This window comes from Tepidibacillus decaturensis (assembly GCF_001561915.1).
GTDB classification, from domain to species: domain Bacteria; phylum Bacillota; class Bacilli; order Tepidibacillales; family Tepidibacillaceae; genus Tepidibacillus_B; species Tepidibacillus_B infernus.
Map to the genome: position 1 here is coordinate 678,963 of NZ_LSKU01000001.1, position 13,719 is coordinate 692,681.

The 13,719-nt window shown below is 36.3% G+C and carries 15 protein-coding genes, 1 riboswitch and 1 other annotated feature; of the genes, 14 read left to right on the forward strand and 1 reads right to left on the reverse strand.

Annotation, left to right across the window (positions count from 1 at the left end):
• Position 1 precedes the first annotated feature (1 nt).
• From U473_RS03215 to leuS, 6 genes are all read left to right on the forward strand, one after another.
• Complete coding sequence (locus U473_RS03215) at positions 2–595, forward strand: nicotinate-nucleotide adenylyltransferase (protein WP_068727427.1); 594 nt, start codon at positions 2–4, stop codon at positions 593–595.
• Entirely contained in the window at positions 585–1,196 is a 612-nt protein-coding gene (yqeK, locus tag U473_RS03220) for a bis(5'-nucleosyl)-tetraphosphatase (symmetrical) YqeK (RefSeq protein WP_068723276.1), read from the forward strand. Before U473_RS03215 ends, yqeK begins: the two co-directional genes overlap by 11 nt.
• Positions 1,180–1,539 carry a ribosome silencing factor gene (rsfS, locus tag U473_RS03225; protein WP_068723278.1) on the forward strand — a complete coding sequence of 120 codons (360 nt, stop codon included), beginning with the start codon at positions 1,180–1,182 and terminating at the stop codon, positions 1,537–1,539. Before yqeK ends, rsfS begins: the two co-directional genes overlap by 17 nt.
• Positions 1,536–2,426, forward strand: coding sequence for a CvfB family protein (locus U473_RS03230; protein WP_068723280.1), 891 nt, complete (start codon positions 1,536–1,538; stop codon positions 2,424–2,426). Before rsfS ends, U473_RS03230 begins: the two co-directional genes overlap by 4 nt.
• Entirely contained in the window at positions 2,416–3,162 is a 747-nt protein-coding gene (locus U473_RS03235) for a class I SAM-dependent DNA methyltransferase (protein ID WP_068723282.1), read from the forward strand. Before U473_RS03230 ends, U473_RS03235 begins: the two co-directional genes overlap by 11 nt.
• Before the next feature lie 56 nt (positions 3,163–3,218).
• Positions 3,219–3,445 (forward strand) — a binding site (T-box leader).
• A 48-nt stretch (positions 3,446–3,493) separates the two neighbouring features.
• The gene (gene leuS, locus U473_RS03240; protein ID WP_068723283.1) at positions 3,494–5,965 is read left to right on the forward strand and encodes a leucine--tRNA ligase; all 2,472 of its coding nucleotides are present in this window, start codon (positions 3,494–3,496) and stop codon (positions 5,963–5,965) included.
• Positions 5,966–6,048: 83 nt separating this feature from the next.
• Here the strand turns inward: leuS and U473_RS03245 are convergent, their stop codons facing one another.
• Positions 6,049–6,318 carry a DUF2533 family protein gene (locus tag U473_RS03245; RefSeq protein ID WP_068723288.1) on the reverse strand — a complete coding sequence of 90 codons (270 nt, stop codon included), beginning with the start codon at positions 6,316–6,318 and terminating at the stop codon, positions 6,049–6,051.
• A gap of 77 nt (positions 6,319–6,395) precedes the next feature.
• On the opposite strand from U473_RS03245, the gene U473_RS03250 reads away from it, so the two are divergent.
• From U473_RS03250 to U473_RS03285, 8 genes are all read left to right on the forward strand, one after another.
• Positions 6,396–7,040 carry a helix-hairpin-helix domain-containing protein gene (locus tag U473_RS03250; RefSeq protein ID WP_068723290.1) on the forward strand — a complete coding sequence of 215 codons (645 nt, stop codon included), beginning with the start codon at positions 6,396–6,398 and terminating at the stop codon, positions 7,038–7,040.
• Positions 7,041–7,080: 40 nt separating this feature from the next.
• Positions 7,081–7,185, forward strand: a riboswitch (SAM riboswitch).
• Positions 7,186–7,249: 64 nt separating this feature from the next.
• The gene (locus tag U473_RS03255) at positions 7,250–8,536 is read left to right on the forward strand and encodes an O-acetylhomoserine aminocarboxypropyltransferase/cysteine synthase family protein (protein WP_068723292.1); all 1,287 of its coding nucleotides are present in this window, start codon (positions 7,250–7,252) and stop codon (positions 8,534–8,536) included.
• 63 nt (positions 8,537–8,599) lie between these two features.
• Complete coding sequence (locus U473_RS03260; RefSeq protein WP_068723294.1) at positions 8,600–9,013, forward strand: CoA-binding protein; 414 nt, start codon at positions 8,600–8,602, stop codon at positions 9,011–9,013.
• A gap of 16 nt (positions 9,014–9,029) precedes the next feature.
• Positions 9,030–9,530, forward strand: a complete 501-nt coding sequence (locus U473_RS03265) for a deoxycytidylate deaminase (RefSeq protein ID WP_068727429.1) — start codon at positions 9,030–9,032, stop codon at positions 9,528–9,530.
• Between the two features lie 97 nt (positions 9,531–9,627).
• Positions 9,628–10,977 carry a ComEC/Rec2 family competence protein gene (locus U473_RS03270; protein ID WP_068723297.1) on the forward strand — a complete coding sequence of 450 codons (1,350 nt, stop codon included), beginning with the start codon at positions 9,628–9,630 and terminating at the stop codon, positions 10,975–10,977.
• A gap of 149 nt (positions 10,978–11,126) precedes the next feature.
• Positions 11,127–12,104, forward strand: coding sequence for a ComEC/Rec2 family competence protein (locus tag U473_RS03275; protein WP_068723301.1), 978 nt, complete (start codon positions 11,127–11,129; stop codon positions 12,102–12,104).
• Positions 12,105–12,110: 6 nt separating this feature from the next.
• On the forward strand, positions 12,111–12,659 hold the full coding sequence (locus tag U473_RS03280; RefSeq protein WP_153011985.1) for an RNA polymerase sigma factor: 549 nt from the start codon (positions 12,111–12,113) through the stop codon (positions 12,657–12,659).
• Entirely contained in the window at positions 12,656–13,648 is a 993-nt protein-coding gene (locus U473_RS03285; protein ID WP_068723304.1) for a zf-HC2 domain-containing protein, read from the forward strand. Before U473_RS03280 ends, U473_RS03285 begins: the two co-directional genes overlap by 4 nt.
• Positions 13,649–13,719 lie beyond the last annotated feature (71 nt).

A 13,719-nucleotide genomic window follows, 5' to 3' on the forward strand; every position in this document is an offset into this window, starting at 1 on the left:
GATGAAAAAGATTGGAATACTTGGAGGAACCTTCGATCCGCTTCATATTGGACATCTTGTCATGGCGGATCAAGTATTGTTTTATGCAAAGCTTGATGAAATTTGGTTTATACCAGCGCCGATACCTCCCCATAAAAGTGAGGAAAAAATCACACCGATTCAACATAGGGTAGAAATGTTGAAACAAGTGATGAACATCGATCAACGATACAAGCTCTGTACGATTGAATTAGAACGTTCTGGACCATCGTACACCATTGAAACGATAAAGGAATTGAAAAGAAGGTATCCAGATCATCTTTTCTATTTTATAATTGGCGGGGACATGGTTCAATATCTACCGAAATGGGTTGGAATCGATGAATTGTTATCATTGGTTCAATTTATTGGTTTAGAAAGACCAGGATATCAGCTTGCTCCACAGTCACCGACTATGGAAAAAATCTATAAACAGGTGCAAATGCTGCCAATGCTACAATTAGATATCTCATCCACTCAAATTCGGGATTGGGTAAAGATGGGGAGAACGATCCGTTATGTCGTTCCCGATGTTGTGGAACAATATATTAAGGAGCATCATCTTTATGAAGATTGATTTAACATGGTTAAAATCCGAATTAAAACAACAAGTAACAGAGCATCGTTATATTCATTCATTAGGTGTAGCGGAAACTGGGAAACAGTTAGCCAAAGGATACGATGCAGATCCTGAAAAAGTTGAGCTAGCCGGCATTTTACATGACTTTTGCAAATTTTGGTCAAAAGAGGAATTGGGTAATGAAATAAGAAGACATGCAGTATTAGCAAATGATTTGTTAGATTACAATGTAGAATTATGGCATGGGCCAGTTGCTTCTGTCATTGTGCAAGAAAGGTTTCAAATCGATGATGAGGATGTAATTATGGCGATTCGTTATCACACTTCTGGAAGAGAACAAATGTCAACGATTGAAAAAATTGTTTGCTTGGCTGACTATATTGAACCCTCTCGACAATTTCCAGGAGTTGAGGAAATTCGGAAATGGGCAGAAAAAGATTTAGACCAAGCCTTATTAGCCGCAATCGACGGTACAATTCAATTTTTGATCAAGAAAAAAATGAAGATTTATCCTTTAACAGTTAGAGCAAGAAACGATTTAATTGACCAGATAGAAAAGAAAAGAAAAAAGGAGGATGAAAATGGCATTATCGGTTAAAGAAATTGCCGAGTTGGCTGCACAAACAGCTAGTAATAAGAAGGCAAAAGATGTTGTCATTTTGGATATTAGAGGATTATCAGTGATCGCTGATTACTTTGTTATTTGTAGTGGTAATTCTGAAACACAAGTACAAGCTGTGGCCAATGAGATTAAGGACAAAATGCATGAAGTTGGTGTTTTAGTAAAAGGGTCTGAGGGCATGGATCAGGCAAGATGGATCCTTATCGATCTTGGTGATGTTGTTGTCCATATCTTTCATAAGGAAGAAAGGGAATTTTACCATTTAGAACGTTTATGGGGAGATGCACCCCGAATTGAATTTGAGGAGAATACAGAATGAGTTTACAAACAGGTATGTACTATGTATTAAAGGTGGAAAGAGAGTCTCCATTTGGTTATTTTTTAAGTGATGGAACAGAAGATGTACTTCTTCATTTTTCTGAGACTAATCAGCAAAAGTTTGAACTAGGGGATCAGATTGAAGTCTTTTTATATAATGACCATAAAGGAAGAATAGCTGCAACGTTGCATACCCCAAAAATTGTTATGGGTGAAATTGGTTTTTTAACTGTAGATGGATATGAAACAAGAATGGGTTTTTTTCTAGATAATGGAATTAGTAAGCAAGTTCTTTTACCTATATCTGAATTGCCAGAAGAAAAGAAAATTTGGCCAAAACCTGGTGATCAATTATTAGTCAAATTGGTTCATGATAAGCAAAAACGCTTATTGGCCCATTTGGTAGATGATGAACAGGAAATAAAGAGTTTCATCGATCAACAATTAGATGGTCATTTGCCAGATCCTATAAAACAAACCCAATTTGTAAAAGGGATTGTACTTCGTCATATAAGTGTAGGCGCACATGTTTATTTGGAAAATCATCAAATTGGTTTTCTCCATCGTATGGAACAAATACATGAACTAAGATTAGGGGAAAATGTACAGGTAAGACTTACGTTTGTTCGCGATGATGGTAGAGTAAATCTCTCAATGAAACCATTAAAGCAAACCAGTAGAATAGAAGATGCAGACCGTATTTTAGAGGTATTACATGAACGGGGAGGGGCTATGCCTTATTGGGATAAAACCCCACCAGATATTTTACAAAAGAAATTTAATTTAAGTAAAGCAGCATTTAAACGAGCATTAGGAAAGTTGATGAAGGATGGAGTCATTTATCAAGAGGAAGGATGGACTTATTTAAAGAATCGAGATGAATTATAAAAAATTTGCCTATGTCTATGACCAATTGATGAAAGATGCCCCATATGACCAATGGATAAAAATAACGGAGATGCTCGTTAAAAAATACAACCTTCATCCTTCACAGATCATTGATTTAGGCTGTGGTACTGGGAATATCGCAATTCCTTTAAGTAAACAGGGCTACCAAATGATCGGGGTTGATTTATCCGAAGAAATGTTGTCCATCGCTTTTGACAAGATGTTAGAATCACATGTTTCTTTTCCTCTTATTCAACAAAACATGATGGAGTTAGATATTGATCAAAAGGTTGGACTTATCATAAGTTATTGCGATTCATTTAATTACTTACACGGAATCGAAGAGGTAAAAAAAGCATTTATTCAAGTGAATAAACACCTTGAGGACGGGGCATACTTTATATTTGATATGCATTCTCCTTACAAATTTAGGGAAGTCTTCCATGGTCAAACCTTTGCTTGGAATGATGAGGATATTTCTGTGATTTGGCAAACAGAGGTAGATATCGATCAATTGATGGTAAACCATGATCTAACTTTTTTTGTGAAGCAATCTGAGCGTTGTTATGAAAAGTTTCAAGAAACTCATATTCAGCAAACATATTCCATGGAAATGGTAAAACAAGGCTTAGAAGAAACGGGTTTTGAATTAGAGGAAGTTTTTGGTGATTTTCAATTGCAACCAGTTCAAGAAAATACTGAGCGGATTTTTTACGTTGCAAGAAAACAATCTTAATTTCTATTGACATTTTACGACAAGATTGCATATAATCATAAATAATCTGATCTAGTACAAAAGTAATGCAAAGGAGTAGTAACAAGCCATAGATTTTGAGAGAGTCGGTGGTTGGTGAGAACCGATAATCAAAAGCTTGCGAACTCGCCTTTAAACTGTAGATAGGAAAGCAAAGTACTCTCTACCGTACCTCTGCGTTAAAGAGCTCGAGTGGTATTTATGGTTGAGTAGATATCATTAGGGTGGTACCACGGGAAATGTAACCTAACCTCTCGTCCCTAGCACATGCTTTGGGGTGGGAGGTTTTATTATTTTTTAGGAGGTTTTTACCATGAATGAACAGGTTTATCAACCTAGAGAAATTGAACGAAAATGGCAACAAATCTGGGAAGAAACAGATGCACACAAAACCAATGAAGATGAAAAAAAACCCAAATTTTATACCTTGGAGATGTTCCCATACCCTTCTGGCGAAGGATTACATATGGGTCATGTCCGTGTTTATACCATTGGTGATGTGATTGCTCGTTTTAAACGAATGAAGGGATATCAAGTCCTTCATCCAATGGGTGCTGATGCGTTTGGATTACCTGCAGAAAATGCCGCAATCCAAAGAGGAGTCAATCCAAGAGAGTGGACCCTAAACAATATGGAAAGGATTCGTAATGAACAAAAACGTTTAGGTGTTTCATATGACTGGGATCGTTATGTAGCCACCTGTTTACCTGATTATTATAAATTCACCCAATGGCTCTTCTTGCTTTTCTATGAAAGAGGGTTAGCTTACAAGAAAAAAGCAGCAGTTAACTGGTGTCCTACCTGTAACACGGTATTAGCAAATGAACAGGTCGAAGATGGGAAATGTTGGCGTTGTGATAGCGAAGTGACCAAAAAAGAATTAAACCAATGGTTCTTCCGTATCACTGATTATGCGGAACGCTTACTTCAAGATTTAGACCAATTAGAGGGTTGGCCTGATAAAGTAAAAATGATGCAAAAAAACTGGATTGGTAAAAGTGAAGGAGCAGAAGTGGTTTTTACTGTTCCAGCACTAGAGGATACGAAGATTTCAGTGTTTACAACTCGCCCAGACACTTTATATGGTGTAACCTATATGGTTGTTGCACCAGAACATCCTCTTGTCCCCCAATTGATTGCAGGGAAAGAGAATGAAAAGGCAATTCTTGAATTTATTGAAGAATTGAAAAAGGTAAATGAAATTACCCGTACCTCTACTGAAGTGGAGAAAGTGGGTTATTTTACTGGAACCTATGCCAAACACCCGTTAACAGGGGCAGATATTCCAATCTGGGTAGCTAACTATGTGTTAATGGATTATGGTACAGGGGCTGTTATGGGAGTTCCTGCTCACGATGAGCGTGACTTCTTATTTGCAAAAAAATATCAACTTCCCATTAAAATTGTGGTTCAGTCTAAAGAGGGTGAACCTTATACACTAGAACAAATGACTGGGGCATTTACAGAGGATGGAGTTCTTGTTAATTCAGATCAATTTAATGGTTTAAACAATAGGGAAGCGATTCGAACAATTGGTGAATATCTTGAAAAAATAGGTAAAGGAAAATTAACTGTATCTTATCGTTTACGTGATTGGCTTATTTCTCGTCAACGTTACTGGGGAACACCTATTCCAATGGTGTATTGTGAAACATGTGGAAATGTACCCGTTCCTCTTGAGCAATTACCTGTTATTTTGCCAGAAGACGTAGTGTTTAACGGTAAAGATAATCCTTTAACCACTTCAGAAGCATTTGTTCATACGACTTGTCCGAAATGTGGGGGTCCTGCTCACCGAGAAACAGATACGATGGATACATTTATTGATTCATCATGGTATTACTTCCGTTACGCAAGCCCTCATGAAGAGATCAAACCATTTGATTCAAGACAGGTAAATAAATGGCTTCCAGTTGATGAATATATTGGTGGAATTGAACACGCTGTATTACATCTACTCTATTCGCGTTTCTTTACAAAAGTATTTTATGATGCAGGTCTTATTTCATTCCAAGAGCCTTTTAAGTCCCTTCTTACTCAAGGAATGGTACTTAAAGACGGAGCAAAAATGTCCAAATCAAAAGGGAATGTCGTTAGTCCAAATGAGATCATTGAAAAATATGGTGCTGATACAGGGCGTCTATTTATCCTATTTGCTGCACCACCTGATCGAGATCTAGATTGGAGCGATTCAGGAGTAGAGGGAAGTCATCGCTTCTTAAATCGTGTGTGGAGAATGGTACAACAGCATCTAGAAATCCTTACACAGACTTATCCATATCAAGTGGAAACTGATGCGGAAAAAGAGCTTCGCCGAATGATTCATCTTACCATCAAACGAGTGACTGAAGATATTGATGAAAGAGATAACTTTAACACAGCGATTAGCGCAATTATGGAGTTAGTGAACAAAATTTATGTTTATCCAGAGGATGGCAATAAAGGGTTGCTAAAAGAAGCGATTGAAACCACTGTCATTCTACTTGCTCCGATGACACCACACCTGGCAGAAGAATTGTGGCAAATGATTGGACAAAGGGAAAGTATTCATAAAGAAAAATGGCCAACATATCAAGAAGAGTATCTAGTGTTAGATGAAGTGGAAATTGCAGTACAAATCAATGGAAAAATCAAAGGAAAAATGGTTGTCCCAACTTCCTATTCCAAAGAGGAGTTAGAAAAGGAAGTTCTTTCTGATCCAAGATTAGAAGATTGGAAGGCTGGTAAAGAAGTCCGTAAAGTGATTGTCGTTCCAGGAAAACTGGTCAATATTGTTGTTGGCTAATAAATAAATCATAAGAAAGACTACTGGACAAACCAGTAGTCTTTTTGTACAAAAAGCAGGAAATTTATGCTTTTTGTCAAATATTAGGAATGTGTTTTCATTTTATTCGCATATGCTGTGAACATTTCCATTGTTACTTCTTTTCGAGAAGGAAGCTGATTCTTTAGTGCGTATCGATTCATTTCATTAGTCCATTGATTTAACTTAGTTAAATCTACATTTTTTCCTATTTTATATTCGGTTAGTAATTCATCTATAATCCGTTCACGCTGCTGATCCATTTGTTTATATACTTCGATGGCATGAACTTTTTCATTTACTTTTTTTGATATTTCCAAATGAACGCTATTCATTTTATCACCTCAACCTTTTGATTCTATTATTTTATATCAATAATTAAAAAAATGCAGTAGTAGAAAGGGGAAGAAGAATGGGAAGTCTCCCAAATATACGGTTTACAAAAAGAGAAAAAGTCTTACTCGGACTGTTGATTATTTTTTTACTTATCATCATTAGTCAATACATCTCTTATCATCAAAAACAGCCACCTACGTTTGCGGATGAACCTTTAGCTGAGTTATCCACCGAAAAAGGGGATACCCCACAAGGAGAAGTAAAGCAAACGGAAATGACAAATCCTAAGAAGATAGTAGTTGATGTGAAAGGAGCAGTAGCAAAACCAGGAATCTACCAATTAACAGAGGGGTCAAGGGTAAAAGAAGCGTTAGATCTTGCTGGAGGGACCTTAGCAAATGCAGATTTAAACCAAGTCAATTTAGCTCAAAAAATCGCAGATGAAATGGTCATTTTTGTCCCTGTTCAAGGAGAAACTCTAAATGGTGTATCTTCTGGATTAGGTGTATCTTTTGAATCAAATGCTGAAACAATTTCCATCAACCAAGCAAGTGAAAAAGAGCTGATGCAATTAGATGGAATTGGTCCTGCTAAGGCAAAAGCTATTATAGAATACCGAACAAAACAAGGTAAATTTCAGACGATTGAAGATCTGATGAATGTGCCAGGAATCGGCCAAAAAACTTTTGAACAAATAAAAGAAAAAATTTCAGTGCATTAACAGAATAATGTGTTATAATATTTTACAATTACATAATAAACTCTTATCCAGAGTGGCGGAGGGACTGGCCCGAAGAAGCCCGGCAACCCCACAAGTTAATTGTGAAGGTGCTAATTCCAGCAGACGAAAGTCTGAAAGATAAGAGAATTAGGTTTTACACCTCTTTCTCTTTGAAAGAGGTTTTATTTTTTTCTAAGGAGGAATTAAAAATGACAGAATTAAGGAAAGAAGAGAAAGGACTAGCAACATTAGCAATTCATGGAGGGTATACTGCAAGTAAACACTTAGGGGCGACAAATGTTCCAATCTATCAAACGGCAGCCTACCAATTTGAGAATTCAGAGCATTCTGCTGCCCTGTTTAATATGGAACAAGAAGGTAATATTTATAGCCGAATTAGTAACCCAACAACAGATCTATTAGAACAACGTTTGGCAGCTTTAGAAGGAGGAGTAGGTGCCTTAGTTACTGCTTCTGGACAATCGGCAGCATTATTATCTATTCTTAATATTGCTGAAACTGGAGATGAAATCATTGCTTCCAAAAACTTGTATGGGGGTACCATCACCTTATTTACATATACATTACAAAGATTAGGAATTACGATTCATTTTGTAGATCAAAATGATTTAGATCAATGGCAAAAGCATGTGAATGAAAGAACGAAAGCCTTTTATATTGAGTCCATTAGTAATCCTTCTTTAGATGTTCCAGATATAGAGGAACTAGCTAATTTAGCACATCAAAATGGAGTTCCATTGATTGTGGATAATACATTTGCAACCCCTGTATTATTACGTCCATTTGAGTTTGGGGCAGATCTTGTGATCCATTCCACAACCAAATATATTGGAGGGCATGGTAATACGATCGGGGGAGTTGTCGTAGATAGTGGAAAATTTCCATGGGACAATGGGAAATTTAAGCGATTAAGCGATCCAGATCCTGCCTACCATGGACTAAGCTATATAGAACATGTCGGGGAACAGGCATATATTACAAAATTAAAGGCACAATTAAATCGGGATATTGGTGCAACCATGGCACCATTTAATGCATTTCTGTTAATTCAAGGGTTAGAAACGCTTTCTCTTCGCATGGAAAGACATAGTACAAATGCGTTAGCTGTAGCAAACTTTTTATCTCAGCATCCGCAAGTTGAATGGGTGAATTATCCTGGTTTAGAGAATCATTCAACCTATACCTTAGCCAAGAAATATTTAGATCATGGGCAAGGAGGTATCCTGACCTTTGGTGTAAAAGGTGGATATGAAGCAGCAAAACGTTTCATCGATAAGGTTCAATTATTTACCCATGCTGCAAATGTAGGTGATGTTAGATCCTTAGTTATCCATCCAAGTAGTTCAACTCATCACCAGTTAACAAACGAACAAAAGATAGCTGCAGGTGTATCAGATGATTTAGTTCGAGTATCTGTTGGAATCGAAGATATTAATGACTTATTAGCTGATCTTGAACAGGCTCTAGCAGAATAATTATTGACTTATTCCTAAGAAATACAATATTGTATAGGTAAATGATAAAAAGGGGAGCTTTCCATGAGTCTTTTAACTACAAATGAACAAATCAAAGAACTGATTCAAGAAACAAAACGTATCGCAATTGTAGGATTATCCAATAAACCTGATCGTGATAGCTATAGAGTGGCTGAGTATTTATTAAATCATGGTTTTGAGATTATTCCAGTCAATCCAACCATCGATGAAGTATTAGGAGTAAAAGCTGTTGCCTCCTTAAAAGAAATTAAAGGGACAGTCGATATGGTTGATGTATTCCGTCGTGCTGATCAAGTCATGCCTGTTGTAGAAGAGGCGATTGAAATCGGAGCAAAATCAATTTGGTTCCAATTAGGTGTGGTTAATGAAAAAGCGGCCAAGGTAGCTTCTGATAAAGGTTTAAAAGTGGTTATGGATCGCTGTATAAAGATTGAACATGGAAGATTATTCTTTTAAAGGAATGAAGTTTAGGATGGGAAAAGAAAAAGAACAAAAAGATCAGCATTACCGTAAAAGCTGGGATGAATATTTTATGGATTTGGCCTTTACCGTCGCTGAAAGAGCAACTTGTCCGAGAAGACATGTAGGAGCAATCCTTGTTAAAAACAAGAAATTGCTGGGTACAGGCTACAACGGAAGCCCCTCAGGGGTCGCTGATTGCTATGAACAGGGGTGTCTAATCGAACACTATCATGAAAATGGTGTAGAAAAAGAAAGATGTATTCGAACCATTCATGCAGAAGTAAATTTAGTTTTGTTTACCAATCGCGAGGATCGAGAAGATGCTACTGTTTTTGTAACGGATTCCCCTTGCTATAACTGTGCGAAGATGTTAGCAAATAGCGGTATCAAAGAAGTTGTATATGAGCGAGTCTATGAAAAAGACCATCCTAAAGTTTCTGCCCTTTTTAATGAAGCAAAGATTCAATATCGACAATATTTAAGAAATAGTGTGCCAGCCCTTCCTCAGTAATGATGGAGGGTTTTTTTCATGATAAAAAAGGAAGGGAAACAAGGAAATAGAGAGAATTATCTATAGGAATCATGTAATGTGAGGTAGATGTTTCCTGATGCAAAGGTATCCTTTATTCTTATTATCATTATTTTGGCTTACTGGTCTTTATCTTGGCTATTATCAGATTGACCTATCCCTATTTATTTGGGTTATTGGCTTAGGTTTAGGTTTCTTATTAGTAGCCTTATCAATTGGCTCTTACTATAGAAAGTCAAAATATAGGCTAGTATGGTTAATATTTGCTGTTATAATTTTTGCATTTTTTCGAATGACTCTGTATCAAGATCAACACCAGACACAACTCTCAAATGAATTTGTACAAGAGGATCAAGAGATTGGAATCCGAGGCTATATTGCTTCAACACCAATGATTGATGGTGATTTAGTTAAATTGATGGTAAGTCCCATCTCCTATCAATGGGATCAAAAAGAAGTTCCAATCAATTCTAAAGAAAAAGTCCTTGTTTACATCTATCTTAGAACAAAATCTGAACTGCAGAAGGTTCATGAGTGGGAAAATGGCATGGGCATCATGTTGTATGGAAAGTTGGAAAAGCCACAAACTGCCAAAAACCCGGGACAGTTTGATTATCGCAACTATTTAGAAAAACGTGGGGTCTATTGGAAGGTGGAAGTAGACCAGCCATCTACGATAAAGGTGTCAGATCGATTTAGCTTGTTGGCAAGCCTAAACCGTGTGAAAGATAAATTAACGTTACAAATCGATCAGTTGTATACAGAACCTAATGCTGGTTTTTTAAAGGCCTTACTATTAGGAGAAGACCAGCAAATCTCTGAGGAACTTAAAGAGGATTTTTCTATTCTTGGGCTTAGCCATCTTTTGGCGATTTCAGGCTTACATTTATCCATGATCACCTTTGTTATTTTCTGGCTTTTAACAAAGATTGGCTTGACACGTGAACATATCGCTATAACTGCAGGATTTGTCTTAATTGGATATATGTTTTTAACAGGAGCAAGTGCTTCTGTTGTTCGAGCCACTTTAATGGCTTTATTGATGTTTTATGGTCTTATTTATAAACGTGCTTTATTTTCCCTACAATCGTTAGCAACTGCTTTTATACTAATGACATTTTATCAACCGATGTGGATTTATGATATAGGATTTCAATTATCATTTGTTGTCACCCTTACCTTAATCTGGGGATATTCTAGAGTGGAGAAACGGATTCCGATTAAGCAAAGGTGGTTAAGGTCTACCTTGACTGTGCTAATCATCACACAATTCGCTTCATTTCCATTGGCCTTCTATTATTTTCACCAGTATTCGCTGCTATCATGGTTAGGCAATTTTCTTTTTGTGCCGATCTTTAGCATGGTGATACCGGTTAGCTTTGCTTTGCTCTTTTTTAGTTTTTTTCTTTCAATCTTATTGAACCGCTAGCAAGTATTTTAAACTGGACATTAAGTCAGTTATTTGAGGTTATTCACCTATTTTCTAAACTCTCTGTATTTCATTTTTATGGCTATTTTCCCTTTATAAAAGTTGTTTTACTCTATACCCTGTTTTTTTGGATACTGATCAGAAACGAAGTGAAGAATGCTTTTATTTCCTATGATCTGAAAAAGAAAATCTTTCTACTTGAGAAAATAAGTATATTATTATTGGTTGTTGCGCTTATCATTCCAGTTTTTTTGCCAAAGCAAGGTATTGTCACTTTTATTGATGTTGGTCAAGGGGACAGTATTCTGATTCAGACTCCAGGGAATGATCAAGTGCTTATTGATGCTGGAGGAACACTAACCTTTCAAAAAGAAGATTGGCAAAAAAGAAAGAATCAATTCGACACAGGTGAAGACATCATCTTACCATATTTACATTATATGGGAATTGATGTTTTGGATATGGCGGTTTTAACCCATGAAGATCAAGATCATATAGGTGGGTATCTTTCCTTAGTCGACCAACTAGAGATTCGAACATTCGTCGTAGGCAAAGAGTTTCCTAGGACTGAATTGGGCAAGGAACTTCAAAAGAAGTTAATAGAAAAGAAAATAAAAATCATTCACGTTAATCAGATCCAACATGTTAAACTAGACAATGAGTCAGTCTTTACTTTTATTCCAATCGATATCTCTGGTTCTTTAAAAGAAAATGATCATATGTTAGTGGCCTTTTTAAAACTTTACGATACATCAATAGCACTAGCCGGGGATTTAGAAGAAATAGGCGAGTACAAGATATTAGATACTTATCATGTGAAGCCTATTGATATTTTGAAAGTTGGACATCATGGAAGTAAAACCTCTACATCAGATCCTTGGTTACAAACACTAGAGCCAAAAGAAGCGGTCATATCTGTGGGAGAAAATAACTTGTATCGCCACCCTTCTAATGAGGTGGTTCAACGATTACAAGAGCAAAACATTAACATATGGAGAACAGACCAAGATGGAGCCATCATGATTTATATCAATAATGATGGATTTCGGATTGAAAAAAAGATAAAAAATGATGAAATTCAGCAACAAAATATAACGAAGATTCGTCAATTGAGAGAGGAGGACTAAGGCATCGTGAATCATATAGAATTAGTTCAACTAGCAAAAACAGGAAATCAAGCGGCACTTATAGATTTACTCAAAAGCATAGAGCATTCCATTTACAAAACCGCTTATTATTTTATGGGAAACGAACACGACGCAAAGGATGTCGCTCAGGAAGCTCTCATTAAGGTATATACTAAATTAAGTACGTTTGAAGAAAAAGCTCAATTTCATACCTGGGTCCAACGTATTACCACCAATATTTGTATGGATAAATATCGGAAAAATAAAAAGGAAGTTTCGATTGATCTTTTTGAGATGAAATTAACGAATCATTCAAATATAGAGACAGAAATTGAAAACAAGATGATGGTGGAAGAATTACTAGCTCATATGAATCAACTACCCAATAAAATTCGATCAGTGATGATATTAAGATATCTACAAAATTTTTCTTATCAGGAGATCGCTGAGACATTGGATTTGCCATTAAATACTGTGAAATCCTATCTTTTCCGTGGTAGAGACCAACTGCAAGCGTTAATAAATCAAACTCAACAAGGAGGTGTTCAACGTTGATTCGTTGTGAAGAGGCTAAAGAATGTATACAGCTACAATTAGATCACGAATTAGATGAATCAAATCAGGTATTATTACAAGAACACCTAACATCTTGCAGTGCTTGTCGTGATTATCATGAGAAAATGAATCAGTTACATTTACAATTAAGCCAAATGCCGAAACCCACCCTTCATGGAAGCCTTGTCGATCAACTGTTTCAAGCAGATACAAATCAGGTACAAATACCTGTATTTAAGAATAAATCAAGATGGTTTAAAGGATCTTTAAAGAAACCATTGATTGGTGTTGTGGCTGCATCCATTCTTATCGGGTTATGGTTTCCGGTCTCAGGTTTATTTGTGAGCAATCAGTCGTCTTCTAGTGACAAGGGACAAATTGCAGTTTTTGATGCGCCGATAAACCAAAATGTAGGTCAAACAGCATTCGTTCAATCTAATGTAAAAGAAAGTAAATCAGAGCAAGAAGGAAATCTTGGCAAAGAATTAAATAAAGAACCAAATAATAAAGAAACAAGTAATAAACCAACTGATGAATATCAAAAGAAAAAAATGATTGATCAAGAAAATAATAGATCAGTCTCTTTAAAGGATCCAATTCAGGAAGAACAGCCTCAAAGTGATAGAAGCTTAACAAAAGATCCATCTGAATCACCAAAGGAAGATGACGCTTTTACTGCAGATGAAAATGGGATGCTAATATCGATAACAGGTACAGAAATTCCTCCTTTTCCTTATCAGATTAAAGAAGAAGACCGACAATTAGTGATCTATGACCAGAATCATATTGAGATCTATCGTACCCATCAATGGGAGGAAGGATTTTCTGTTCAATGGATTGTGGAGAATGAGAATCTAATTAATTATCAACTTTTTGATCAGCAAGGCCAGCTTATAGCAAAATACCAAATCAATATCATAGAGAAGAAAGAAGAAAAGATAGACCAAAAAGATGAAACAGTTAAGAAAATAGAAGAAACAATTGAATAGAGTGTCACACATCAGCAGGAACTTGCGTATAGTGTAATACGACCATTGCTTCCCGCCCAATGGGAAGATCC